General features: G+C 68.3%; 24 protein-coding genes and 2 pseudogenes. 16 read left to right on the top strand and 10 right to left on the bottom strand.

Annotated elements, in window-relative coordinates:
• Positions 1–4: 4 nt before the first annotated feature.
• From DEIPI_RS0121235 to DEIPI_RS0121220, 4 genes are all read left to right on the top strand, one after another.
• Positions 5–1,282 carry a cytochrome-c peroxidase gene (locus tag DEIPI_RS0121235; protein ID WP_211238336.1) on the top strand — a complete coding sequence of 426 codons (1,278 nt, stop codon included), beginning with the start codon at positions 5–7 and terminating at the stop codon, positions 1,280–1,282.
• Between the two features lie 8 nt (positions 1,283–1,290).
• Positions 1,291–1,800 carry a GNAT family N-acetyltransferase gene (locus tag DEIPI_RS0121230; protein ID WP_052351897.1) on the top strand — a complete coding sequence of 170 codons (510 nt, stop codon included), beginning with the start codon at positions 1,291–1,293 and terminating at the stop codon, positions 1,798–1,800.
• 260 nt (positions 1,801–2,060) lie between these two features.
• Positions 2,061–2,258 (top strand): hypothetical protein, encoded by a 198-nt coding sequence (locus DEIPI_RS0121225; protein WP_027483099.1) that lies wholly within the window; start codon positions 2,061–2,063, stop codon positions 2,256–2,258.
• A gap of 21 nt (positions 2,259–2,279) precedes the next feature.
• A complete protein-coding gene (locus DEIPI_RS0121220; protein ID WP_027483098.1) occupies positions 2,280–2,468 on the top strand; it encodes a hypothetical protein in 189 nt (62 codons plus the stop codon).
• A 576-nt stretch (positions 2,469–3,044) separates the two neighbouring features.
• On the opposite strand, the gene DEIPI_RS0121215 is transcribed toward DEIPI_RS0121220, so the two are convergent.
• Both DEIPI_RS0121215 and DEIPI_RS0121210 read right to left on the bottom strand, forming a co-directional pair.
• A complete protein-coding gene (locus tag DEIPI_RS0121215) occupies positions 3,045–3,770 on the bottom strand; it encodes an MBL fold metallo-hydrolase (RefSeq protein WP_027483097.1) in 726 nt (241 codons plus the stop codon).
• Positions 3,771–4,065: 295 nt separating this feature from the next.
• The gene (locus DEIPI_RS0121210; RefSeq protein ID WP_045234822.1) at positions 4,066–4,500 is read right to left on the bottom strand and encodes a carboxymuconolactone decarboxylase family protein; all 435 of its coding nucleotides are present in this window, start codon (positions 4,498–4,500) and stop codon (positions 4,066–4,068) included.
• Between the two features lie 66 nt (positions 4,501–4,566).
• Between DEIPI_RS0121210 and DEIPI_RS0121205 the strand changes: the two genes are divergently transcribed.
• Positions 4,567–4,926 carry a MerR family transcriptional regulator gene (locus tag DEIPI_RS0121205; RefSeq protein WP_027483095.1) on the top strand — a complete coding sequence of 120 codons (360 nt, stop codon included), beginning with the start codon at positions 4,567–4,569 and terminating at the stop codon, positions 4,924–4,926.
• A gap of 176 nt (positions 4,927–5,102) precedes the next feature.
• Here DEIPI_RS0121205 and DEIPI_RS0121200 read toward each other — a convergent pair whose 3' ends face one another.
• Together DEIPI_RS0121200 and DEIPI_RS33355 are read right to left on the bottom strand one after the other, a co-directional pair.
• Positions 5,103–6,164: a flavin-containing monooxygenase gene (locus DEIPI_RS0121200; protein ID WP_045234821.1), complete on the bottom strand. Its 1,062-nt coding sequence runs from the start codon at positions 6,162–6,164 to the stop codon at positions 5,103–5,105.
• 640 nt (positions 6,165–6,804) lie between these two features.
• Positions 6,805–7,476, bottom strand: coding sequence for an ArsR/SmtB family transcription factor (locus tag DEIPI_RS33355; RefSeq protein WP_211238335.1), 672 nt, complete (start codon positions 7,474–7,476; stop codon positions 6,805–6,807).
• A 149-nt stretch (positions 7,477–7,625) separates the two neighbouring features.
• Here DEIPI_RS33355 and DEIPI_RS0121190 point away from each other — a divergent pair, with 149 nt between their 5' ends.
• From DEIPI_RS0121190 to DEIPI_RS33345, 4 genes are all read left to right on the top strand, one after another.
• Positions 7,626–8,246, top strand: coding sequence for a flavin reductase family protein (locus DEIPI_RS0121190; RefSeq protein WP_045234910.1), 621 nt, complete (start codon positions 7,626–7,628; stop codon positions 8,244–8,246).
• A gap of 274 nt (positions 8,247–8,520) precedes the next feature.
• On the top strand, positions 8,521–8,907 hold the full coding sequence (locus DEIPI_RS35925) for a VOC family protein (protein ID WP_052351896.1): 387 nt from the start codon (positions 8,521–8,523) through the stop codon (positions 8,905–8,907).
• 6 nt (positions 8,908–8,913) lie between these two features.
• Positions 8,914–9,555, top strand: coding sequence for a response regulator (locus tag DEIPI_RS0121180; RefSeq protein ID WP_027483092.1), 642 nt, complete (start codon positions 8,914–8,916; stop codon positions 9,553–9,555).
• An 11-nt stretch (positions 9,556–9,566) separates the two neighbouring features.
• A complete protein-coding gene (locus tag DEIPI_RS33345; protein ID WP_169737177.1) occupies positions 9,567–10,715 on the top strand; it encodes a GAF domain-containing sensor histidine kinase in 1,149 nt (382 codons plus the stop codon).
• Positions 10,716–10,742: 27 nt separating this feature from the next.
• Here DEIPI_RS33345 and DEIPI_RS0121170 read toward each other — a convergent pair whose 3' ends face one another.
• Positions 10,743–11,273, bottom strand: coding sequence for a GNAT family N-acetyltransferase (locus DEIPI_RS0121170; protein WP_027483091.1), 531 nt, complete (start codon positions 11,271–11,273; stop codon positions 10,743–10,745).
• Between the two features lie 942 nt (positions 11,274–12,215).
• Between DEIPI_RS0121170 and DEIPI_RS41960 the strand changes: the two genes are divergently transcribed.
• The gene (locus DEIPI_RS41960; RefSeq protein WP_281173250.1) at positions 12,216–12,350 is read left to right on the top strand and encodes a hypothetical protein; all 135 of its coding nucleotides are present in this window, start codon (positions 12,216–12,218) and stop codon (positions 12,348–12,350) included.
• A 12-nt stretch (positions 12,351–12,362) separates the two neighbouring features.
• Positions 12,363–12,983: pseudogene (locus DEIPI_RS33340) on the top strand (carbon-nitrogen hydrolase family protein); the annotation flags it as partial.
• A gap of 343 nt (positions 12,984–13,326) precedes the next feature.
• Here DEIPI_RS33340 and DEIPI_RS0121155 read toward each other — a convergent pair.
• Positions 13,327–13,995 (bottom strand): GntR family transcriptional regulator, encoded by a 669-nt coding sequence (locus tag DEIPI_RS0121155; RefSeq protein ID WP_027483090.1) that lies wholly within the window; start codon positions 13,993–13,995, stop codon positions 13,327–13,329.
• A 48-nt stretch (positions 13,996–14,043) separates the two neighbouring features.
• Here DEIPI_RS0121155 and DEIPI_RS0121150 point away from each other — a divergent pair, with 48 nt between their 5' ends.
• Both DEIPI_RS0121150 and DEIPI_RS33335 read left to right on the top strand, forming a co-directional pair.
• A complete protein-coding gene (locus DEIPI_RS0121150) occupies positions 14,044–15,177 on the top strand; it encodes an ArgE/DapE family deacylase (protein WP_027483089.1) in 1,134 nt (377 codons plus the stop codon).
• A gap of 10 nt (positions 15,178–15,187) precedes the next feature.
• Positions 15,188–16,342 (top strand): diaminopropionate ammonia-lyase, encoded by a 1,155-nt coding sequence (locus tag DEIPI_RS33335; RefSeq protein WP_045234820.1) that lies wholly within the window; start codon positions 15,188–15,190, stop codon positions 16,340–16,342.
• A gap of 522 nt (positions 16,343–16,864) precedes the next feature.
• Here DEIPI_RS33335 and DEIPI_RS0121140 read toward each other — a convergent pair.
• From DEIPI_RS0121140 to DEIPI_RS0121125, 4 genes are all read right to left on the bottom strand, one after another.
• Positions 16,865–17,701, bottom strand: a complete 837-nt coding sequence (locus DEIPI_RS0121140; protein ID WP_027483088.1) for a tryptophan 2,3-dioxygenase — start codon at positions 17,699–17,701, stop codon at positions 16,865–16,867.
• Positions 17,698–18,942: a kynureninase gene (kynU, locus tag DEIPI_RS0121135; RefSeq protein WP_027483087.1), complete on the bottom strand. Its 1,245-nt coding sequence runs from the start codon at positions 18,940–18,942 to the stop codon at positions 17,698–17,700. The genes DEIPI_RS0121140 and kynU overlap by 4 nt, the downstream gene beginning before the upstream one ends.
• Positions 18,943–19,909: 967 nt before the next feature.
• The gene (locus DEIPI_RS0121130) at positions 19,910–20,221 is read right to left on the bottom strand and encodes an AzlD family protein (protein ID WP_027483086.1); all 312 of its coding nucleotides are present in this window, start codon (positions 20,219–20,221) and stop codon (positions 19,910–19,912) included.
• Complete coding sequence (locus tag DEIPI_RS0121125) at positions 20,221–20,862, bottom strand: AzlC family ABC transporter permease (RefSeq protein ID WP_211238334.1); 642 nt, start codon at positions 20,860–20,862, stop codon at positions 20,221–20,223. The genes DEIPI_RS0121130 and DEIPI_RS0121125 overlap by 1 nt, the downstream gene beginning before the upstream one ends.
• Positions 20,863–21,073: 211 nt before the next feature.
• Here DEIPI_RS0121125 and DEIPI_RS42130 point away from each other — a divergent pair.
• The 3 genes and pseudogenes from DEIPI_RS42130 to DEIPI_RS33330 all read left to right on the top strand — a co-directional run.
• A pseudogene (locus DEIPI_RS42130) lies at positions 21,074–21,208 on the top strand (winged helix-turn-helix transcriptional regulator); the annotation flags it as partial.
• 3 nt (positions 21,209–21,211) lie between these two features.
• Complete coding sequence (locus DEIPI_RS0121120; protein ID WP_211238333.1) at positions 21,212–21,529, top strand: Lrp/AsnC family transcriptional regulator; 318 nt, start codon at positions 21,212–21,214, stop codon at positions 21,527–21,529.
• A gap of 506 nt (positions 21,530–22,035) precedes the next feature.
• A complete protein-coding gene (locus DEIPI_RS33330) occupies positions 22,036–23,049 on the top strand; it encodes a GlxA family transcriptional regulator (RefSeq protein WP_045234819.1) in 1,014 nt (337 codons plus the stop codon).
• The last annotated feature ends 459 nt before the right edge of the window (positions 23,050–23,508 follow it).

Raw genomic sequence — 23,508 nt, 5'->3', positions numbered from 1 at the left:
GCGCATGTCCCGCATGTCACGACAGGTCACGATCACGCTCGGGCTCGTTGCCACCGTCGCCCTGGCGGGTGCCGGCCTTTGGAGTGCGTCACGCGCGCACTCCTGGACTCAGGAGCAGCGGCGCACCCTGCAGAGCCTGAGCATCGACCGGCTGCCGGCCCTTCCGCCCGACCCCAGCAACCGGGTCGCGGACGATGCTCGCGCCGTCAAGTTCGGGCACAAGCTCTTTTTTGACACGAAGCTCAGCGCGAACGGCAAGGTCGCCTGCGCGTCCTGTCATCAACCCCAGAAGGCCTTCAATGATGGCTTGCCCCTCGCCAAGGGGGTCGGTCGGACGGACCGTAAGACCATGACGGTGATCGGGACTGCCTATTCCCCGTACCTGTTCTGGGACGGTCGTAAGGACTCACAGTGGGCGCAGGCGCTCGGACCGCTCGAGAGCGCTGTCGAGCACGGCGGGGACCGCACGATGTACGCGCGTCTCGTGGCGCGGCACTACCGCCGGGAGTACGAGGCGATCTTCGGGCCGCTCCCGGACCTGACGGGCCTGCCCGACCACGCGGGTCCCGTCAAGGACAAGGCCGCACGGGCCAACTGGGAGCGGCTCGACCCGGCACGGCGACGCGCGATCACCCGGGTGTACGCGAACATCGGGAAGGCCATCGCGGCGTACGAACGTCGCCTCAACCCGGGTGCGTCGCGGTTCGACCGGTACGTCGAGGCCGTCCTCGCGAACGACAAGGACACCATGCGCGCGCTCTTCAACTCTGACGAAGTGGCCGGACTGCGGCTGTTCATCGGCAAAGCCAACTGCACCAACTGCCACAACGGGCCCCTGCTGACCAACCAGGAGTTCCACAACACCGGTATTCCCGCCGCGTCAGGCTTGCCGCGTGACGTGGGCCGCGCGACCGGCGCGCCGCAGGTGCTGCGCGACGAGTTCAACTGTCTCAGCGAGTACAGCGACGCGAAACGCACCGACTGCACCGAGCTGCGCTTCCTTAAGGCGGACGGGCACGAGCTGGAACGCGCCTTCAAGGTGCCGAGCCTGCGGAACGTCGCGCGGACCGCGCCGTACATGCACGCCGGACAGAAAGCGTCCCTGAAGGAGGTGCTGCGGCACTACAACGAGGCGCCCGCCGCACCTGAGGGGCATTCGGAACTTCAGCCGCTGCACCTCACGGACGCGGACCTCGACCGCATTGAGGCGTTCCTGGGGACCCTCGACAGCCCGGTCAGCGCTCCGGCGGAGCTGCTTCGCGATCCCTTCGCGACGCCTTGAGCGCTTTCATGACGGAGATCCACATGCACGACCCGCCCTTGACGTTTCGTCCGGCCACGCCCGAGGACGAACCGTTCGTGACGCGTCTCGTTCCTCGCTTCGTCGAGTTTGGCCTGCCTTCAGGTCATGACCCCGCGCGGCTGCAAGTCAGCTTTCACCGGACCCTGAACGGCGCCCTGCATCGCCTGCCTGCTGGGCACGCGTTCTACGTCGCCGAGCAGGCAGGCGTCAGCGTCGGCTTTATCCTCCTCGAGGTGCGCGACGACCCACTCACAGGGGCGCGGCACGGGCATGTCTCGGACCTCGCCGTCACTCCCGAGGCGGACGGCCGCGGCGTTGCGCGCGCCTTGATGATCCGGGCTGAACGTTGGGCGTACGAGTCGTCCCTGCCGTACCTCACCTTGTCCGTGTTCGCCACAAACGCGCGTGCGCGCGCCTTGTACGCCAAGCTGGGGTACGCGGAGGACCTGCTGCGGCTGCACAAGACCGTCGCGCCGGACGTGGCGTCGACCTTTTAAGACGTGGCGTCATGAGCGCGCCGAGCCCGGAAGCGTCAACGGGCTCGGCGCGCGGCGTGTTCTCGCGGGGGCGTGGTCCAGGCTGACCTCGTCGCAAACCCGCCGCTTGAGCGTACGCACGCTATCGTGTTGGGTCCTTGTGTCGAGCGGCCACCTGTGCGTCGGCAGGAGGGCGCTTCCTTCACAACTCAGCACGTCCAAAGGCAGCGTCATGTCGCCGGGCCGAGCGTGGGGCGCGCCACCCGTTGCCCTTTTGTACGATGCGCGGCCGCACGCCCCGCTACATCACCCGCATCATGCTGTACACGTCGGACCAGACGACCGCCGAGCGGTACCCCCACGCGCTCGGCTTCAAGACCATCGGGCATGGCGTGACGGCCAATGGACGGCCGCTGATCGACCTCGCCTTTGAGACGCCCGGCACGTGCCTGGCCCTCCACCCGGACTCGCTGCTGTAGTGCCCCGACATCGAGGTCGAAGTGAACGACGTGCACGACACGTACCGCGCGCTGAGCCGCGACCCCAAGGTGACGTGGCTTCGTGAACCGTCCACACGGGAGGGCCGCTGTACCGCCACCGTCCGTGGCCCCGACGGCAACCTGCTGGTCCTCACCAGCCGTGCGTACGAGGAGCAACTCCCGAGGAAAGGGCCAGGCGACTACAGTTGAGTGACATGGACACCAGTCGAATTCGGGTGGTGCTGGTCGACGACCACGGTGTCGTCCGTCAGGCCAGTCGGCTTCACCACCGTCCGCCCAGCTGGTCGCTTCAGCCGTGACGTCCGAAAGTGGTCGCCGGTCGACGACGCGGAGCGTGATGTCCTGCCAGAAGCACATGTGGGCGACGACGTCGGCGACGCTGTGCGGCCCGCCGTCCAGCCGGATTCGGGCGAGAACCGAGGTGAGGCTGAGCAGCACGCGGCCGGGCGGTGTGAACTCACCCCCTTCGTGCAGCAGGTACCTCAACGCGTGTCGGCTTGGACCTTGAAGCGCAGGGCAAGGGGAGTCGGTCATGCACGTGCCTCCTTCAGGAGCATCGTCAGGATGGGATGGCCGCACCTCGGACCCGCACCTCGCGGTCAGCGGCGCGCATGCAAGCCTCAGGTACGCACGCGTGACGCGTCCCACCCGGGAGGCCAGCCGGCGGAGGTTGGCAGGGGTGGTGCAGGACATCAGGTGTGCAGGTGCCCGCGCTTGGCGCGCGTCCGCGGCCGCCGGGACCGGCACGGTGGCCGCGCCCGGCGCTCACGCCGGAACTTGAGCGGCGAGGGCGCGCAGCTGCGCGTTCACTTCGTCACGGAGGACGCCGCCGTGGTAGGCGACCAGCACGGCCACGTCGAGTTCCGCAAGCCGAGCAATCGACTGCCAGGCCCGAGGCAGGTCTGGGGTCGTCGCTGCGGGTGGGGGAAGCACCCGCCCGTCGTGTACCATCAGCGCGTCCCCGGCGATCAGCACGCGGTCACGTTCCAAGTACAGGCTCACGTGTCCAGGCGTGTGTCCCGGCGTGTGGACGACCCGCACGCCGCCTGCGAGGTCGAGCCGCTCCCCGTCGTGGAGGAGGCCGTTGACCGGCACGGGCTCCGCCCCACGCTCCAAGGTGGCGCGCACCTCAGGAGGGAGGGTTGCGAGGACGGCGGGTGGGGGCAGCTTGAGGGCGCGGACGCGCCCGTCGATGACGGGCGCGTCCAGCGGATGCGCGAGGACGCGCGCGGCTCCTTGACGCGCCAACGCAGCCGCCGACCCGACGTGATCGAGATCCTGATGGGTGAGGAGGATGGCGTGAAGGTCGCGAGGCGCGACCTTCACCTCGGCAAGCAGGGCGCGGATGACCTCCTCGCGTCCAGGCATGCCGGTGTCGATCAGGACGGGACCGTGGGTGTCGTCGAGGATCAGGCTGAGGTGCATCAGGTTCTCGATGGGTCCGGCCTGCTCACGGATCGGCAGGACGTGCAGGTGCTCGGTGACGTTCATGCAGCTCCTTGTCGACCTGGCCCTTCCGGGCCTGGCCGTGACGGTGAAGGTGAAGTGGAAGGAAGTGGGAAGGCGGGAGCAGGGTGGCGTCCGCGACGATTCGAGCGGCCAGGATCCTGGTGCGGGGCAGACCGCGAGGGTCCGGCCACCGCCTGCCTTGAATGTACGTTTGCCGTGACGGCGGCGCCTCCACCACTCGGTGGAGGCGCCGCCGTCCGTCAGGTGCAGTACCGACGTGTCGGCGCCACCGGTGCGGGTGTCTCGGGCCGCAGTAGCCGGACGCTGAGGCGTCCGGCTACTGCGGACCCGAGTCGTGACCGGTGCGCGCTCCGTCCTCGTCACGCTCATCGAACACTTCGCGCGCGGCGAACACGCCGTTGAGCGCGGCGGGCATCCCGGCGTACACCGCCATCTGGATGATGGTCTCCAGTACCTCCTCGCGGGTGCAGCCCACGTTGAGTGCGCCGTGCAGGTGCACCTTGAGCTGTGGCCGCGCGTTGCCCAGGGCGGTGAGGGCGGCGACAGTGACCAGCTCGCGGGTCCGAAGGTCCAGCCCGGGCCGGGAGATCACCTCCCCGAACGCGAACTCGACGATGAAGCGGCCCAGGTCAGGCGCGAGGTCGCGCAGGCTCTCGATCACCGCTTCCCCGCCGCGCCCGTCCACCTGGCGCAAGGTGTCCCAGCCGCGCTGAGCGCGAGGGTGCTCGTCGTGTTTCAACTGGTCAGACATACGTGTACCTCCGCCGGGGATGCTAGGACTTTGAGCGCGCTCGAAGTCAAGCGCTAAGGTGGGCCGGTGACGACCTTCAGCATCAACGAAGCGGCTGAGCGGAGTGGCGTCAGCCCGCACACCCTGCGGTACTACGAGCGGATCGGGTTGCTCGACTCCCCGGCGCGGGCGGCGGGCGGGCAGCGCCGGTACGTCGAAGCGGACCTCATGAGGGTCGCGTTCTTGCGGCGGCTCCGCGCCACCGGGATGTCCATCCAGGAGATGCGGGCCTTCGTCACGCTCACCCGTGAGGGGGACGCGAGCGTCGCCGCGCGGTGCGCGCTGCTCGAGGCGCACGAGCAGGCCGTACAGCAGCGGCTCCTGCGCTTGAGCGGCGATCTGGAGGCGATCCGTGCGAAGATCGCGCATTACAAGACCCTTGGTTGATTCCGGCCGGGCCGCACACCTGCACGAACGGCCGACGCCGGCCTCGCTTTCAGCGCGGGACGCACCGGATGCACGACCACCGCGCGCTCGTGTTCGCACGGGCCCTTTGGCGCCGGTCACGGCAGCAGCCGGACGCGGGTGAGTGTTGCTCGACGCGGGGTGGCTGCGGCGCGTGGTCACGCCATGCTTCGGCCCTTCGCGTGGGTGGAGGCGATCGCTTCCACCCACGCCGCGATCCACGCGGCGTCACGTCCGACGTCGCCGAGCAGCGCCGACCCGCGGGTACGCTGCCACGGCAGCCTTAGGAAGTACAATCCCGGCGTGTCCGTCACGCCGTGCTGCTGGATCGGCGCGCGGCGTGCGTCCAAGACGGGGACCTGCAGCCAGGTGAGGTCAGCGTTGAGTCCCGTCGCCCAGACGACTGAGTCGACCTTGATGGGGGTTCCGCCCGCCAACAGGACCGTCCGGTGGTCCGCGTCGACGGCGCGTCCTGCCAACCGCAGCCGCCTGCGACGCGAGAGCGCGCGGAGATTCGTCCCGATGACCGGGTCACTCAGCCTGAGCCACCGGCCGACCTTCGACTCGGTCGGGGCGCTGATGAGCTTGGCGCGCCACAAGAGGTCGAGGACGTCGCGTCCCAGCAGCCGTTGCGGAAGCACTGGTTGCCGTCGGCCAAGCGCCATGGTGACGTCATGCGTCTCCGCAAGTTCCGCGGCGATCTGCGCGCCCGAGTTGCCGATGCCAACCATCAGCACCCGTCCGGACGGCAGCGACCCAGGGTGCCGGTACTGACTGCTGTGCACCTGCGTGACGTCAGCGGCCAGCCGTTCAGCGAAGCTGGGCACGTGAGGCCGAGTGAAGCCGCCTGTCGCGACGATCACCTGTCGGGCGCGGTACGCGCCTCGGCTCGTGCGGACCATGAACCCGGAAGGTTCACGTCGCAGCTGCAGGACATGCGTGCTCAGACGGACAGGCAGCGCGAACGTCCGCGCGTACCCCTCGAGGTACGACGCGACCTCGTCCTTGCTTGGGTAGTGCCCGGGCAGCGCGGGAAAGGGCAGACCTGACAGGTCGTTGCGCTCGGCAGGCGTGAACAGCACCAACGAGTCGTACCGACGCCGCCAGCTGTCACCGACGCGTTCGTCCGCGTCGAGGATCAGGAACGTCAGTCCGGTGCGGCGCCGGTGATACCCGAGCGCGAGGCCTGCCTGTCCACCGCCGATGATCAGTACGTCCACGGATGGCGATCGTCCTGACTGCAGCTCCCAGGGGTTGGCCTCGCGCGGAGGGTCGGAAGGCGCGGCTCGGAGCGAAGGCTGCGCGGGCCGTGCTGTGGCCCCGGGCGGAGCGCACCTGCCGGGTCGGGAGTCGTCGTTCACTGGTGTTCCTCCTGTGAAGATTTGAGACCTTCCCTCCGGCCGGGTACGGAGGGCGGGCACGCCGGAGCCTGAACGTCGCTGTGGCGCCCGATCAGCCCCACGGTACGTGCCTCCGCTTCAAACGTCGTCGTTCCAACGCCCTGCCAGTTCCTTGGCCCTTGGAACGTTGACAGGACGCGCTCGGCGGGAGTCACCATCACGACGGCCACGAAGCGCCGTCGAGGGTGCCGCCGACGAGGCCTCGCTCGTCCTTCGCTCTCGACCCTGCCGAAGAGTGGCGTCTGCGAGAAGTCGAAACTCCCAGAGGGGTCGGTTCCCCGGCCTTGGCCCGACCGCGCCGTTCCACTCGCCGCGCGGCTCCGGTCACCTGCGGGTGGACGACGCGCGGCATGGACCGTGCTGCTCGTGCGCGGCGCTCCGTCGAACGCCCGGACGGTGAGGTCAGGACGTCAGCGCCGCGCAGCACCGAGACGGACCGGCACGCGATGCCGGTCGGCCATCAGGTCTGCTGGATTCGCTCGCATTCGAGGCCGGCGCGTTCCAGCTGCGACACGTCCACCAAGAACTCCTCAGCGAACCCGCGTCGCCCGTCCAACGTCACCCGGATTACGCGGCCGCCCGGAATCCGCGCGATCCAGCCCAGCTCGAACAACCGGGACATCAATGCGCCGCCCAAAGGGCCCGCCAGGTGGACGCGCCGCTCGCTCCAGTCCAGGCACGCCCGCGCCACGGGCCGTCCGGTCCGACCGTCCTGCGGAACGTGCACCCCGAACTCCCGCAGCCACTCGCGACCGGACGCGGTGATCTGCAACTGGTCGCCGACCCGCTCCAGCACCTCCCGGGCGAGCAGGGCGTCCGTAAGGCTCACGCCGAGCCGTCCCGCCAGGTGCTGGTAGCACGCCCGCGCGAACCGCAACTCCAACCCGACCGGATCCCGCGCGGACGTACCGCGCGGCGAGACCTTCGCAACGACCGCGAGGGCCTCGACGGCGTCCGCGACCGCTTCGGACGCGAGGCAGTAGTACCTGTGCCGGCCTTGACGCTGCACACACAGCAAACCCCCGTCCAGCAGCCGGTACAGGTGCGCGCTGGCCGTCTGAGGAGAGACGGTGGCGTGGAATGCGAGTTCCCCTGCCGGGAGGGCGCGCCCGTCGAGCAGCGCGACCAGCATGGCCGCCCTGGTGGGCTCTCCCATCAGGGCGGCGACCGAGGCGACGTCCGGGTATGACACGCACTGACACTACCCGAACCTCGTCACGGACGTTTCGACTCGACCTGAAACGTCACGCCGCCAGCACCTTGTAAGGTACGCGCGTGAGCTTGACTTCCCCTACCGAGACGATCGTCATCGAGCCCCGCATCCTGTACTTTGGCACGCCGGTCGTGCTGCTCAGCACCCTCAACGAGGACGGCAGCACCAACCTGAGCGTGCTGTCCAGCGCTTGGGCGCTGGGGCAGCGAGTGGTGCTGGGCATCGGCACGCAAGGACAGGCGCTGAGGAACCTGGAGCGACACCCCGAGTGTGTGATCAACTTGCCCTCAGCGGACCTGTGGGCGGCCGTGGAGCGTCTCGCCCCGACCACGGGGCGGGCTGAGGTGCCTGAGGCCAAACGCGTCATGAACTACCGGTACGAGCACGACAAGTTCGCGCTGGCCGGCTTCACCCGGGTCGCGAGTGAACAGGTGCGTCCCGACCGGGTGCTGGAGTGTCCGTTGCAGCTCGAAGGGCAGGTCGTGGCGCTGCATCCGCCTGCGCACGCGCAGGCGGATGCGTTCCGCATCGTGGAGGTGGAGGTCCACCGGGTACACGCGCACCCGGAGGTGGTGCAGCCCGGCACGCACCACGTGGACATCACACGATGGCAACCGCTGCTGTACGTGTTCCGGCACTACTTCGGGACGGGCGCCGAGCTGGGCCGCAACTTCCGCGCGGACACCTGAACGGCGCGTCGTGATCGCGTCCCGCAGCAGCGGGGTGCTCGACGCATGTGGACGAGCCGCCTCGAAGGTTGGCGCTCCTGCGGCACGTACCTCAACAGGGTGGTCGACGGTCACGGAGCGCCGGTCACGCACCCGTCGAGCGGTCGGGACGTCGCGTCGCTCTTCCTGCTCCACCCGAAAGGCGGCGTTGGCCTTTGGAACAATGCGGCCGGTCGTCAAGCCCGAGCACAATGAAGGTGTCACCCGGAACGTCGGCCGGGACGCTGGAGGACTCGTGACACGCAAAATCACCCGCATCATGCTCTACGCTCCGGACCTCGAGGTCGCCCAGCGGTATTACGAGGCGCTGGGCTTCCAGCTGCTTGGTCGCGGAATCACCGTCAACCGCCAGCCGTTGATCGAACTTGCCTTCGAAACGACAGGCACCCGCCTCGCCCTGCACACAGACCTGCTACTGCAGTACCCGGACATCGAAGTCGAAGTCAACGACGTGCGCGACACCTACCGCGCGTTGAGCCGTGACCCGAATGTCACGTGGCTCAGGGAACCCACGCTGGGCGACGCGGGTTGCACCGCCACCGTGCGGGGACCGGACGGGAACCTGCTCGTCCTCACCAGTCCCGTGGACAGCGAGTCCCTCGGGCGCGCGCGGGTAGAGTGAAGTCACATGGACACGCGACCGGTTCGAGTGGTGCTGGTGGACGATCACGGCGTCGTGCGGCAAGGCATGAAGCTGTACCTGCAGTACGACCCTGACATCGAGGTTGTCGGTGAGGCCGCGAACGGACGGCAAGGCGTCGACCTCGTCGAGCAGCTTCACCCGGATGTCGTGGTCATGGACCTGCTGATGCCCGTCATGGACGGCATCGCGGCGACCCGTGAGATCAAGACGCGCTTCCCGGACGTGGAGGTGCTCGCGCTGACCAGCGTGCTGGAGGACCGCAAGGTCGTCGACGCCATGCAGGCCGGCGCGATGGGGTACCTGCTCAAGGACACCGACGCGCAGGCGCTTACCGAGGCGATCCACGCCACGGCGCGTGGCGAAGTGCGCCTCCACCCGGAGGCCGCGAAGCGCCTCGTACGGGAGGTGCGCACGCCGGCGGCGCACGAACTGGGCGAGCCGTTGACGCCACGCGAGACCGAGACGCTCAAGCTCCTCGCGGGTGGACAGTCGAACAAGGAGATCGCCCGGACGCTTGGGGTGGAGGAACGCACCGCCAAGGCGCACGTGTCGAACCTCATGGCGAAGCTCGGGGTGAAGTCACGGACGCAGGCGGCACTGTACGCGCTGCGGGAAGGTCTGGCATAATGCCGCACCGCGTGTCCAGCTCCGCCGAGCAGCGGGTAGAGGCGCTGGTGCGGATCGCGTCGAGCGTCGCGTTCGGCCACAGCCTGCAGGAGACCTTGGACTCCATCGCACGCAGCGTCGTGGAGCAGACGGAGGTGCTGGCATGCGGCGTGACGGTGTCCGACCCGACGGACCGGACGCCTTGGTTGTGGAGCGCCTCCTACGGCTTTCCCGACGGGTACGTCGACGCGGCCGTCCAGTGCTGGCAGCGGGGCGCGCTGCTGCTCACCACCGAGGTGTACCGCACCCTCGAGCCGATCGTGATGGAGGACGCGCGGCAGTTCATCCTCGACCGCTCCGAGTACGCCCCCATGCACGAGATGGAACGTGGCGCTCCCTGGAACGTGATCGCCTGCCTGCCGCTCGTGACCCGTGGCAAGCCGGTGGGGACAATCTACGCGTACTACGCAGACCTCCCGGACGAGACAGGCGTCCGCTTCCTCAAGGCCATCGCCGACCAGGCGGCCGTCGCGGTCGACAACGCGCAACTGCTCGAGGAGGCGCGCGGCAAGGCGGCGCTCGAGGAACGACAGCGGCTCGCAAGGGAACTGCACGACAGCGTGAGTCAGGCGCTGTACGGGATCGCGATGAGTGCCCGCGCGGCGCAGATCGCGGTCAAGCGCGACCCGCACGGCGTGAGCGTGCCGGTCGAGTACATCCTGTCCCTGGCAGAAGGCGCCATCACTGAGATGCGCGCGTTGATCTTCGAGCTGCGTCCGGAGACGCTGCTTGAGGAGGGGCTGGTGGTGCTGCTCACCAAGCGCGCCGCCGCGACCCGCACCCGGCACGAGGTGGAGGTGGAAGTGGAGTTCGCCGAGGAGCCGGACGTGCCGCTCGCGGTGAAGGAAGCGCTGTACCGCGTCGCGCAGGAAGCGCTGCACAACGTCGTCAAGCATGCACAGGCCAGCCGGGTCTTCATGCGGCTCGTGAAGGAGGACGATCAGTTGGTGCTGGAGGTCTGCGACGACGGCGTAGGGTTCGACGCGACTGCGGCCTACCCGGGGCATCTCGGGCAGCAGTCGATGCGTGAGCGGGTCAGCGCCGTCGGGGGAACGCTGAGCGTGACCAGCGCGCCCGGGCAGGGCACCGCCGTACGCATCACCGTCCCCACCTCGCCGTGACCTCGTCCTCGTGAGGGCCATGGCGGCTCAATCCTGGTTCTCGAGGATGAGCCGCTCGAGGATTACGACGTTCACCCAGGTCCCGTGCAGGTTCCCGTGACGTTCGTACACGCCGACGTCACGAAAGCCCGCGCGGCGGAACAATGACAGGCTGGGCATGTTCGGCTCGAAGATCAACGACACAACCTTCCAGAAGCCCGCGTCACGGGCCGCGTCGACAATTCCGGAGACGAGCCGGGCCCCAACGCCTTGACCGCGGAACTCAGGAGCGACGACGATGCTGACCTCCCCGAGCCCCCGGTGCCAGGGACGCGTGCCGCCATACGGTGACAGCCTCGCGTACCCCGCCACCTGACCGTCCGTGACCGCGACGAGGAACGGGTACCGGAGCTTGGCCTCGTCGATCACTTCGAATTGACGCTCCGGGGTGGTCTCCTCGGTGACGTATGTGAACAGGCGTGAGGCGACGCCGTGGTTATAAAGGCGCGCGAGCGCCGCGGCGTCGCGGGGGCTGACCGAACGTAACTGGACGTCAAGGCTGGAGGTGATCGTGGTCATGAAGGCAGTTCACGCTTCCTTTCAGGGGACGCAACGAGAAGGCCGTGGTTCGTCGTGACGGTGCCTACGCGAAAATGCTGGCCGCCGAGCGTGTCTGGTGTGATGGACGGACAGGGCCGCGCATGCTCGACTTGCTCCCCGGGTGTCCTGCTCTACCCTGGAAGGAATGACGGACGGTGAAGTGACGCTTGAGGTCAGCTCACCGGCGTGCGGTCTTAACCATTGCCCGTAGAGTAGTCCTCACCTGGGCGTGAGCGCATTGTCCTTTCGGGCGTGCCCAGGGTCGGTCCGTTGGAGGACGTCCGACCGGACTGTGCGCGTTACGTTGAGGCCGTGAAGGACGAGCAACCGCAGCTGAGAAGCGCCGCGCAGGTCGAGAGCAGCGGGTGCGTGACATGACACCCCGGGCTGGCCCTCTGTCGGGCCGTGGCGTTGGTCCAAGCGCTCGCGGCGCGGTCACCGCCGAGCGTCCTTCGCGCAGCTCTGGACAGCGTGTCTCCTTTGGCGCACGGTCGTGAGTCAGCGTGTCTCGGCAGCTCCGCGCGACGGTTGGGAGGGAGATTGATGACAGGACGGACCGTAGTGCCGTCCGTCCACGGGTGGTTGCTGCTGGGCACGCCGGGTGTACAGTTCCGCGACCTCGTGGAGCCCGCGCCGGTGGTCGACGGAGCGAAGGTGTACGGCATGCCGTGTGAGCGGATGTTCATAAGGGGTCACGATCGAGAACGTGCTGGGCGGGACAGCTCCAGCCTCGACTAAAAATTCACCGCGAATGGGAGGGACCACTATGAGCGCAAGCAAGTCCACCGTCCGCCACAATCGTGCGTCCAAGGCCGCGCGACCTGTCCGGTCCGCCGCGCGGCACGGTTTGAGCGGCTCACGTCGCGGTGGACCGCGAAATGTGACCCGGACGCGCACGCCCGCATGCTGTGGAGGTCGACCGTGACCCCGCCGGGTTCCCTGACTGTCGCGGTGGCGCAGGTCGCTCCGTCTCCCGGTGACATGAGCGCCAACCTCGACCGGGCGGTCACGCTGGTCCACGAAGCCGCCCGTCAGGGCGCCCGGCTGCTCCTCTAGCCAGAGTTCTCATGGATCGGTTACGACCGACACCTCTGGTCCCGGAATGACCTCTGGGTCGTGACCGAGGACGACATCCGTCTCAGTGATCTTCGGAAGGCCTGCCGCCGAATGGGTGTCACGGCGGTGGTCGGCGCCGCTTTCCAAGCGGCGGACGGGACGCCCCGTATCACGTCCGTGGCGTGTCAAGCGGATGGAAATGTCCGCGTGGCGTTCAAGGCGTATCTGCATGGAGTGGAGCGCGGGTCCTTCGCAGCGGGGTCCGAGGTGCCAACGCTGCTTGACGTGGAGGGCTGGCGGGTGGCGTTGGCGGTGTGCTACGACGTGGCGGTTCCGAAGCACGCGGTGTCGGCGTTGTACACGCAGGGGCAGGAACGTCGGCTGGACCTGCACCTCGGGGCCCGAGCGATGGACCACAGCATGTACACGGTCCTGGCGAACCTGGCGGGACGGTCGCACGACTGGGTGTCATATGGACGCAGTGGCGTCTGGAGCCCTGACAGCCGTCCCCTCCTTGTGACGGGTGTTGAGGAGGGGCTGGTCGTGGTGACGCTCCAACTGCGTGATCACGCGACTCAAGCGGGGTCAGCGTTTGTAGTCGAGCGCCGGTCGTCAGAGGGCAGGGGGTCGTGAAGATGATGGATCAACGTGGAGGCCCTGACGACCGTGACCGTGCGTCCACCGCATTCGGGCGGGACGGGGCTTCCGGGCTGCATCTAACGCCGAACGATCGGCAGACAAGGTCCTTGGGGTCGATCGCCTTGTCAGGAGGCGTTCGGGCTCCAGCGGTGATCGTCCTCTCCAGGGCGTTGTCGTGTGCGTTCATCGCGCGGAGAGGTGGGGCGCGCCCTCGTCGTCCTGCCAAGCCGGTAGCGCGGGTCGTCCTGCCAATCGGGTTGACGAGAGGCGATTCGTTGAGGTTCCTGGTCGTTCGGTGCGCTCAGCATGCTGCGACTCAGCCCGGAGGGCGAAGCCTTCAGGACGTCGGGGTGCGCTGGAGGCGGGTGAGGCTGCCCTGCCAGTTGGCCCGGAGGGCCCGAGTGGCGGCGGCCGTGTCGCCTGCGTTCAGGGTGTCGAGGAGCGCCTCGTGTTCCTCAAGGGACGCCTCGCCGGAGGAGGTCGTGTCGAAGTACTTGAGTTCAATGCGGCGGAGCTTGCGTTTGAGGGCGCGGAGGGTCCGCTGGAGTTCGTAGTTGCCGCAACGCTCGATCCACACGTCGTGAAAGGCGGTGTCCGCCTCGACGGCCGCGTGGGCATCGTCGGCGTGGAGGGCGTCGCGCAGGGCGTCGTGGTGTGCGCGCAGGTGCTGGAGGTCGCGTTCGGTGAGGGTGGGCGCGGCGAGGGTGAGCGCGAGGATCTCCAGGGCTTCCACGATGGGGTAGAGCTCGGTGGCCTGTTCGGCGCGCAGGGGGGCGACGCGGGTCCAGCGGTTGAGGGCGGTCTCCACGAGGCCCTCGTCCTCCAGGCGGCGGAGCGCTTCGCGGACGGGGGTGCGGCTGACGCCGAGCTGTTCGGCGATGTCCTGGTCGCGCAGGGGTTCCTCGGGGGCGAGGGTGCCGTTGATGATCCAGGTGCTGAGCTGGAGGTAGACGTCTTCGCGGGCGAGGGAGCGGGTGCGTTTGGGCGTGGTGGGTGGGATCGGCATCCTCGACCTCGATGGTACTCGGTCACGTTTGATATGTAGTATATCACTATGTCCGAGTCGTCTTCCGACCTGCTCGCCGCGCTCGTCCGCGTCGACTCCACCAACCCCGCCCTCGTCCCGGGCGGCGCGGGCGAGACCGCCCTCGCACATTTCCTCATGAACTGGCTCGCCGAGCGAGGCGTCCACGCTGAACTCGTCGAGGACACCCCCGGACGGCCCAGCCTCATCGCCACTGTCAAGGGCAGTGGCGGCGGCCGCTCCCTGATCCTTTGCGCCCACCTCGACATCGTCGGCACAGAAGGCATGGAGGAACCCTTCACCCCCGTCGTACGGGACGGACGCATGTACGGCCGCGGCACCTACGATATGAAGGGCGGCCTCGCCGCCTGCCTGCTCGCCCTTCTCGACACGAAGAACGCGAACCTGCGCGGCGACGTCATCCTCACCGCCGTCGCCGACGAGGAACACGCCAGCCTCGGCATTCAGGCCGTCCTGAGGCGCCTCACCGCCGACGCCGCCATCGTCGCGGAACCCACCGAACTCGACGTCTGCGTCGCGCACAAGGGCTTCACCTGGCACGAGATCACCACGTTCGGGCGCGCCGCCCACGGCTCCCGCCCCGACCTCGGCGTGGACGCCGTGACTCACATGGGCCGCGTCCTCGGGCAGCTCGAAACGCTCTCACGCGACCTCGCTGCCCGCGAACCCCACCCGCTGCTCGGGCACGGCAGCGTGCACGCCTCCCTCATCAGCGGCGGGCAGGAACTCTCCAGCTACCCCGAGCGCTGCACCCTCATGGTCGAGCGCCGCACCCTCCCCGGCGAGACGCCCGAAACGGTCACCCGCGAGATCGACGCCCTCCTCGACGGCCTCCGCCACGACGCGGACTTCCGCGCCGAGCACCGCCTGACGCTGACCCGCGACGCCTTCGGCGTCTCAGCGGACGAGCCGATCGCTCGCAGCCTCCGGCAGGCCGCAGCGGACGAACTTGGCATGGCCCCGCGCGTGACCGGCCTGCCCTTCTGGATGGACTCCGCCTTCCTCGCCGCCGCCGAGATTCCCACCGTCGTGTTCGGCCCCTGCGGCGCGGGCGCCCACGCCACCGAGGAATGGGTCGACCTCGCCTCCGTCGAGCAGTGCCGCCGCATCCTCACCGCCACCCTCCACGACTTCTGCGCCTGAGAGGAACCCCATGACCACGACGACCGACCTGCCCCGTGTCTACTTCAACCCCTCACCGCCCGATATGCTCACCACCACCCTCGACGACCGCATCCTCGCCTTCCATGAAGGTCTGCCCGGGTACGCCCCCACCCGGCTCGTCCACGCGCCCCACCTCGCCGCCGCGCTTGGCGTCCGCGACGTCTGGGTGAAGGACGAATCCAGCCGACTCGGCCTGCCCGCCTACAAGATCCTCGGCGCCGCGTGGGCGGTGTACCGCGAACTGGAAACGCGGTACGGAAACCCCGAGGGGTGGACGCAGCTGGACGAGTTCGCCACGCAACTTCAGGCCCACACGCCCCTGACCCTGGTGGCCGCGACGGACGGCAACCACGGCCGCGCCGTCGCCCGCGTCGCCCGCCTCCTCGGCCTGAACGCGCGGATCCTCGTCCCCCAGGACATGGTCCGGGCCCGCATCGACGCCATCGCATCCGAAGGTGCCCGCGTGACCGTCGTGCGCGGCACCTACGACGACACGGTCGAGGCCGCCGCGCGTCTCGCGGACGAACGGCACCTCGTCATCAGCGACACCGCCTGGGACGGCTACACCCGCGTGCCCGGCTGGGTCGTCGAGGGCTACTCCACCATCTTCCGGGAGATCGACGCGCAACTCGCCCTGCAAGGAGGGCGGGCCCCGGACGTGGTCGCCGCGCAGATGGGCGTCGGATCCCTCGCGATGGCGGTCGTGCAGCACTACCGCGCGCCCGGAAGCGACACGCACGTCGTCGGGGTGGAACCCACGGGCGCGGACTGCGTGCTGCGCTCCCTGGAAGCCGGGACGCTCACCGAAGCGCCCGGACCACACCGTTCGATCATGGCGGGCCTCAACTGCGGAAACACCTCCCCCCTGGCCTGGCCGCTCCTGAGAACGGGGCTGAGCGCGTCCGTCGCGATCCCAGACGCGCGCGCGCAGGAAGTCATGCGGCTGCTCGCCAAGGACGGCGTCACGTCCGGCGAGAGCGGCGCGGCCGGTGCGGGCGGGCTCCTCGAACTGCTCGCCGGGACGTTCGCCGAGGAAGCCCGCGCGAGACTGGGCGTCACGGAGGACAGCACGGTCCTGGTGATCTCCACCGAGGGCGCGACCGACCCGGACGCGTACACCCGGATCGTGCCGGGAGAGGGCTGAGCAGGCACGACCCCGGACAGAGCTGCAGGGGAAGCCCGCCCAACTGATCGTGCGGGTGCATCAGGACGCGGTGGGGCGTCTTCAGGCAGTCTCACCAGGCGCGTCCAAACGGCGGCCTCACCGTCCTCGTGACTCTGGAGGGCACCGCGCGGGAGAGCGCGCCACCCTGCACGCTGCGGCTTGTGGACTGGGCGGACAACTTCGAGCACAACCCGTGAGGCTCAACTCGAGCGTCAAGGCCACGCCTGGCGCGAACCTCCGCGACACGCGCGTGCGAGACGCTTTCGTCAGCGAGCCGCCGAACAAGCAGGCATGGACAGGGGACGCGGCGCCCTCGGAGATCGAGCCGCAGGTCGGCCGGCCGTGCCCTCCACGGGTGGTGCTTGCCGTTCCGAGGTCGATGCGCGCGTTGGACGCGAGGAGATCGGTTGTGCCGACCTCCTCACGTCCAACGTACGTCCGCCGGTGGAGGCATGCCCGGGCGTTCGTCAATACCTGCCTTCGCGCGGCAGACACCAGGACCTACAGGTGCGTCCGCACCGCCCACAGCTCGGGAAACAGCACGACCTCGAGCGCCCGACGCAGGTACCCCGCCCCACTCGTTCCACCCGACCCGGTCTTGAAGCCGATGGTCCGTTCGACCGTCGTGAGGTGATTGAAGCGCCAGCGCCGGAAGTTGTCCTCGACGTCCAGCAGCTTCTCCGCCAGCTCGTACAGGTCCCAGAAGGTGTCCGGCTCGCGGTACACGGTGAGCCAGGCGTCCAGCACGCCCTGATGGAACTGCGGGGGCGTCGTGACGTCACGCGTCAGCACGTCCTGCGGCACCGGCAATCCCCGCGCGGCGAGCAGACGAAGCGTCAGGTCGTACACGCTGGGCGCGTGCAGCGCGGCCAGCAGCGGATCGTGCAGGTCCGGGCGGTGCGCGTGCGGGCGCAGCAACGCCGGGTTGCGGTTGCCCAGCAGCACCTCGACCATGCGGTACCCCGCCGACTGGAACCCTGACGCCTGCCCGAAGGCGTCCCGGAACTGAAGGTAGTCGGCCGGCGTCATGGTCTTGAGGACTTCCCACGCGTTCGTGAGTTGCTCCTGCGTACGCACCACCCGCGCGAGCACCTTGAGGGGAGTGTCGGTCTTCCCCGCGTCGAGCAGGGTCATCGCGGCCTGCAATTCACGCACGATCAGCCCCAGCCACACCTCCGACACGTGATGCACGGCAATGAAGAGGTGCTCGTCGTGCGCGTCCGTGACCGGCTGGTGCGCGGCGCGCAACAGGTCGAGGTGCAGGTAATCCCCGTAACTCAGGCGGCGGCTGAAGTCACCGTACGCCCGCTCGGGGCTGTCCGCGTCAAGGCGGCTCACGCGCGGTTCTCCAGGACCGCCTCGATGCCCCGCACAGCCCTCCACACGTCGGCGTGCGTGTGGTACAGCGGCGTCAACCCGAACCGCAGAATGTCCGGCGTTCGGAAGTCACCGATGACACCCGCCGTGATCAGGTCGGCCATCACGTCACGCGCCTCGGGGTGACGGTAGCTGACCTGCGAGCCCCGCTCGCTCTCGGTGGTCGGCGTGACGAGCGTGAGCGGAAAGCGCGTCATGATCGGTTCCATCAGCCGCATGAAGGTGGCGCTCAGCGAGAGCGACTTGGCGCGCAGCTGCGTCATGTCCACGTCCGCGAACACGTCCAGGGCCGCGTCGAGCGCGCTCAGGCCCAGCACCTGGGGGGTGCCCACCACGAAGCGTCGCGCGCCCGACGCGGGGACGTACGCGCGCGCCATCTCGAAGGGTTGAGCGTGACCCATCCAGCCGCTCAGCCCGATCGTGGCGGCCTCGTGGTGCCGTTCGGCGGCAAAGAGGAAGCCGGGCGCGCCCGGGCCGCCGTTGAGGAACTTGTAACCGCAGCCCACCGCGAAGTCGGCGCCACACCCGTTCAGGTTCACCGGGAAGGCCCCGGCCGAGTGCGCGAGGTCCCAGACCGTCAGGATGCCCGCGTGGCATGCCTGCGCGGTCAGGGTCGCCAGGTCCAGACGCCGCCCGGTGCGGTAGTCCACCTCGGTGAGCAGCAGCACCCCGACGTCCGGCGTCAGGTGGGCCGTGATCTCCTCGGCCGGCACGCGGCGCAGCTCGACGTCAGGCAGCAGGGCGCCGAGCCCCTGCGCCATGTACAGGTCGGTGGGGAAGTTGTCGGCGTCCGTGAGGATCACGCGCCGGTCGGTGAGGCTCAGGGCCGCGGTGAGCGCCTTGAAGGTGTTGACGCTGGTGCTGTCGCCCACCGCGACTTCGTGGGGCGACGCCCCGATCAGGCGGGCGATCTTGGCGGCCACCCGGTCGGGCAGGCCCATCCAGTCCTGCTCGGTGTGCGCGTTAGCCGTCCACGAGCGGATCAGCTGCTCACCCCACTCGTACGTCACGACCCGCGACACACGGTCGGGAACGGCGCGGGGCAAAGCGCCCAGACTGTTGCCATCAAGGTAGATCACCCCTGGCGGCAACATGAACTCGGCGCGTTTGGCGCGGAGCGGGTCGTGGGCGTCGAGGGCGAGCAGGTCGGCAGGGACGGGCAGGTCAGCCCTGAACGGACGGACCGGTTCGGTGGTGGTCATGGGAACACTCCTGGGACGGCGCGGGCCGATCTTCTCGGCGCGCGATGAGCGGCGACGCATGGTGCACGGGTGCGATGACCCGTGGATGTCACTCAGTGCCGTTCAATCAGTGGTCGTCCCAGTCGCGCGCACCACCAGGGCCGCAGCGCGTAGGCAATTTCGTTTGCCGGTGTGCTGTCCCAGGCGTGATGCCACGAGGGGGTCATACCTTGAGTATAAATGAACCTTGAACTGACGGGGGCGTCCACCTGCGCTCAATATCACGGTGTCCCGGCGTGCCTGCCGCTTTCAATGTCTATTTGAGGTAGACCCGGCCTGACAAAAACAACGACCAAGACGTGCCCAGAGACAGTGGATTCTTTGAGGATGATGTCGCGAGTATCAGCTCATGCAGCCGCGTCGGCTGTACAACGCGAAGTGGACCCTCGCCGCGCCACAAGCCCCGACGACGCATTGGGCGCTGGGCACTGATCCGATCACTTGGCTTGTCCGCGTGGGCTCCCCATGAGGGCCCGAAAGGGCCAGTCCTAGCGGGCAGAGAAGGCAGCGTCACGGACAACCGACGTGACGCGTGACGTGCACGTCTTCGCGTTTCTCTCCGCAGCAACGGCCACCCCAGCGCCACGCGAGCATCCCGCCGTCGCGTGGCGCTGGGGCGGTCCAACGTGAGGGAGGCAGCAACTTGTTCGTGCCGGGGCGCGTACGGCCCTGGTGGTCGTCCCGGTTGTACAGCTGGCAAGACGCGAGGGACAGGCAACCGCATCCGATGCAGCCCGCGAGGTCGTCGCGCAGTCACGTGAGGGTGGCGATGCGTTCGTCGAGTTCCGCCTGCCATGTCTGTGAGGTCCTCGGCGGTGGGGGTGCGCGGCGGGCAGGCTGTCGAGGGCCATGGGCTGATACATCACGCGGAGGCCGAGGAAGCTGACGGGCGGAAAGGACGAAGGCCCGTTCATGATGGGGTGGTGCTTCAGGGCATCACGTGACGTAGGACGCCGGACGTCAGCACGCCGAGGATGACCGTCGGCAGGAGCGGCAGGCGGGACGCGGCGAGCAGGGTGACAGCGAGGGCGAGCAGGTCAGCGGGACGGTTTGAGACGAAGTCAGGCGCGATGACCGAGATCAGCACGCAGCCAGGTGCGGCCTGCAGCACCGTCATCATTCTTGGGCTGAGGGTGCGGCCCCGCAGGCTGACGAACCCCAGCACTCGCGTCAGGTACGTCACGAGGGCCATCAGCACGATCGTCAAAACATTAAGCACATTCAGGGTGTGGGCGTCCATCAGGCGTTCTCCGAGAGAATGTACGCGGCGACCAGGCCGGACAGGGCACCTGCCGCGACGTACCACGCGCCCGGCACGAGCAGGAAGGTGAGGGCTGCGACGAGCAGGCTCACGAGCCAGGGCCGCGCGGCGCGCCACCCGGGCCACATGCCTCGCAGCAGCACGAGGAACACCGCGGGGAAAGCTATGCCGAACCCGTACGCTTCGATGTCGCCGAGCTTCGGACCCAGCATGGCCCCGAGAGCGGTGAACACCACCCAGGTGAGATACAGCCCGAAGGCGACGCTGAAGTAGTACGGCAGGCTCAGCTGGGGGGCCTGCTTCCGCTTACGGGCGTCGGCGAGCCCGAGGGCCCAGCTCTCGTCGCACATCAAGAACAGCGCAGCGAAGACCTTGCGTTTGGTGAGGTGCTGGAGGTACGGGGTGAGGGCGGCGCCCATCAGGAGGTGGCGGCTGTTGATCAGGAAGGTCACGGCGACGATCAGCAACACGTGCGGCGGGGAGGTCCAGAGGTCCACGGCGGAGAACTCGGAGCCGCCGCCAAAGTTGAGACCCGTCATGAGAGGCACCTCGACGGCGCTCAGGCCCTTCTGCGTAGCCTGAGCGCCGAGAACAAGGGCGAAGGGGATGAAGCCGGCCATGATGGGCAGAGCGTCCTTCAGACCGCGCCAGACTTCGCTTGACGCGGCTGGAGCGGCATGCGGGTGACATGGGGGGCTCTTCGTCATGAAGGCTGGCACTCCACGCCGGGGAGGCAGAATCTGGTCGTGCTGTTGCGGATGGTTGGGGCTTTTCTTGGCATGTTCTGCTGCTAGATCCGATCTTTGAAGGGGGAGATGCCATTGGAGCTGGATTCGGAAGGATCACTGGATTTTCAAGACCCTTCAGGCGAACGGACGCCTCAACAACGTCGACCTCGCCCGCGAGGTCGGCCTGTCGCCGGCGCCTTGCCTACGGCTACGGCGCGTCAAGATGCTGGACGAGGCAGGGGTGATAGAGCGCTACGTTACGCTGCTCGACCCGGCGAAGCTCAAGCTGGGCCTCACGGTGTTCGCATGGGTGTGGTTGCGCGGGCAGGACCAGGACACCGTGGACCGCTTCACCGCGGCGATCCTGGCGTTGCCGCGGGGCGAGGAGTGCCACCTGATGACAGGGGACTGCGACTTCCTGCTGTGGATCGTGACGCGGGACCTCGATGATTACCGCCGCTTCCCGATGGAGCACCTCGGGCGGATCGAGAGCGTCCAGCAGATCAGAACGGAGGTGTCAATGCAGCCCATCAAACGCACGACGAAACTGCCCCTCTGATGCAGACGGCAACAGCTTGTTGAGCTGGAGTACATCGCAGCTTGACGTGAGGCAAAAGGCGGAAACGTGTGGAGCTAGGGTGGCTTGTTCACTTTTCGGATACTCCCGCTTGCATCTCTAGAACCTAACCTGACATTGCTGAACACAGTGCATCACAAGTCGGCGCGTGGCATCCATGCACACCCACTCCTATGCCCGCGAGACCACATCAAAGGCCAGCGGCGTACTCACCGGCCCTCTGGACGCCTCTTGGCAGGGTACCCTCCCCAAGGCTGTCTGCGCATCGTCCTTTCGACCGTAGCCGCTCTCGGTCAAGAGGAGGACGCTCGTCAAAACCTTGCGCGCTACGGTGAGTCCGTGAAGAACAAGCAAGCGCAGACGGGGAGCGCCGTGCTGGCCAAGCGAGTCATCCACACTCACACCCAACGTTCCTCCAAGCGGGGCCCAAGGCATCATCGGGTCCTGTGGCACTTTCCGGCGGCCGCTCACGAGGATTGGGAGGCGGAATGACCAAGGAACCGACCGCCGTGCCGTTCCGGCCTCGGGTGCTGGTGCTCGTCACGCCCGGCGTGCAGCTTCTGGACCTCGCCGGACCAACCCAGGTGTTCGACGGCGCCAGGGTGTACGGCGTGTCGTACGAACTGCACTTCGTCGCGTCCGAGCCGAAGGTGCGAAGCGCGCAAGGTCTGCTGCTCAGCGACCTCGAGGCGCTTCCACGCGTGCATCCGGGTGACCTGATCCTCGTGCCCGGCGCGTACGCGCAGCGTGGGTACCCAAGCCAACCCGTGGCCGACGACGTGACACTTGCGTGGCTACGCCGCGCCAACCAGACAGGCGTGCATATCGCCTCAGTGTGTACGGGCGCGCTGGTCCTGGCGCAGGCAGGGCTGCTCGACGGGCGCAGATGCACCACCCATTGGGGTGTGACGAACGCGCTGGCCGCGCACCACCCGCTCGCCCGCGTCGAGGACGCCGCGCTCTACATCACGAGCGGGAACGTCACCACCAGCGCGGGTGTCACATCCGGGATCGACATGGCCCTCGCGCTGCTCGAACGCGCCCACGGACCACTGCTGGCGGCGCGGGTCGCGCGCTACCTGCTGGTCTATCACCGCCGATCGGGTCACGCTTCACAGGAGAGCGTGTTCCTCGCGAACCGGAACCATCTGCATCCGGCGGTGCACCGGGTGCAGGACCATCTCGCGCAGCACTTTGCTTCGGCGACGTCCCTTGACAAGCTCGCCCGACTCGCCAACATGAGCGTGCGTGGGCTGCACAAGGCCTTCAAGACCGCGACGGGCCTCACGCCGCTCGCGTATCAGCAGACGTTGCGGCTGGAAGCGGCGCGGTCGCTGCTTGCCGATGACGCCCGCTCCGTGGAGGACGTCGCGCGCCTTGTCGGCTTTCAGGACGCTCGGCAACTGCGGCGCCTGTACAAGGCGGCCTACGGGATGTCACCACGCGAAGCGCGCCTGGCTGGCGAGGACGCGAGAGTGTCACCTCGGGGGTCGGCCGCCTGACCTTGTGGCAAAGCGTCCCACCAGCACCTGACGTGGACTTCCCACGTGATGGTCTCCGCGCGCCTTGAGGATTCTTGCCTCCCCTCAGGACAATCCGCCTCGTGAGCGACGGTACGTTGCGCGCGTGAACGCGACGTCCAGCCGCTTCCGCCCTGCCAGGGTCGGGCGACGGCCCCTGCTATTCCCGCTCAGCGCCGCTCGCGGATCAAGCGCGAGGGGCAGTGCGCGGCTGCCACGCAGCGTCACGGCGGGTCCTTTATCACTCCGTGGAGTTCGCGCCGGACGCCTTGACCGCGGCCCTGGCAGCCGAACGGCGTGCCAAGCGGATCGGCGCATCCTTGATCGTGCTGCCCGCGCTCCTCCCACGACGAGCGCCCACGCATCAGCCCCCTGCCACGCTCCGCCTCACGACGCCCCCGCCGCCCTGGGTTGTCGTCCGTCACACCTGAAGCGCGGTCG

This window comes from Deinococcus pimensis DSM 21231, assembly GCF_000519345.1.
Taxonomy (GTDB): Bacteria; Deinococcota; Deinococci; order Deinococcales; family Deinococcaceae; genus Deinococcus_A; species Deinococcus_A pimensis.
The sequence above is the reverse complement of the archived record's forward strand: the minus strand, read 5'-3'. Positions and strand labels throughout refer to the sequence as shown.

Bases quoted from the DNA above. Each gene is read 5' to 3' on its own strand.
- DEIPI_RS0121170 (WP_027483091.1), bottom strand. From the start codon at position 11,273: ATGACCACGATCACCTCCAGCCTTGACGTCCAGTTACGTTCGGTCAGC.
- DEIPI_RS0121130 (WP_027483086.1), bottom strand. From the start codon at position 20,221: ATGGACGCCCACACCCTGAATGTGCTTAATGTTTTGACGATCGTGCTG.
- DEIPI_RS0121235 (WP_211238336.1), top strand. From the start codon at position 5: ATGTCCCGCATGTCACGACAGGTCACGATCACGCTCGGGCTCGTTGCC.
- DEIPI_RS0121125 (WP_211238334.1), bottom strand. From the start codon at position 20,862: ATGGCCGGCTTCATCCCCTTCGCCCTTGTTCTCGGCGCTCAGGCTACG.
- DEIPI_RS0121230 (WP_052351897.1), top strand. From the start codon at position 1,291: ATGACGGAGATCCACATGCACGACCCGCCCTTGACGTTTCGTCCGGCC.
- kynU (WP_027483087.1), bottom strand. From the start codon at position 18,942: ATGACCACCACCGAACCGGTCCGTCCGTTCAGGGCTGACCTGCCCGTC.
- DEIPI_RS33335 (WP_045234820.1), top strand. From the start codon at position 15,188: ATGACCACGACGACCGACCTGCCCCGTGTCTACTTCAACCCCTCACCG.
- DEIPI_RS0121210 (WP_045234822.1), bottom strand. From the start codon at position 4,500: ATGTCTGACCAGTTGAAACACGACGAGCACCCTCGCGCTCAGCGCGGC.
- DEIPI_RS33330 (WP_045234819.1), top strand. From the start codon at position 22,036: ATGACCAAGGAACCGACCGCCGTGCCGTTCCGGCCTCGGGTGCTGGTG.
- DEIPI_RS0121155 (WP_027483090.1), bottom strand. From the start codon at position 13,995: ATGCCGATCCCACCCACCACGCCCAAACGCACCCGCTCCCTCGCCCGC.
- DEIPI_RS0121225 (WP_027483099.1), top strand. From the start codon at position 2,061: ATGCGCGGCCGCACGCCCCGCTACATCACCCGCATCATGCTGTACACG.
- DEIPI_RS0121150 (WP_027483089.1), top strand. From the start codon at position 14,044: ATGTCCGAGTCGTCTTCCGACCTGCTCGCCGCGCTCGTCCGCGTCGAC.
- DEIPI_RS0121180 (WP_027483092.1), top strand. From the start codon at position 8,914: ATGGACACGCGACCGGTTCGAGTGGTGCTGGTGGACGATCACGGCGTC.
- DEIPI_RS0121215 (WP_027483097.1), bottom strand. From the start codon at position 3,770: ATGAACGTCACCGAGCACCTGCACGTCCTGCCGATCCGTGAGCAGGCC.
- DEIPI_RS33355 (WP_211238335.1), bottom strand. From the start codon at position 7,476: ATGCTGGTCGCGCTGCTCGACGGGCGCGCCCTCCCGGCAGGGGAACTC.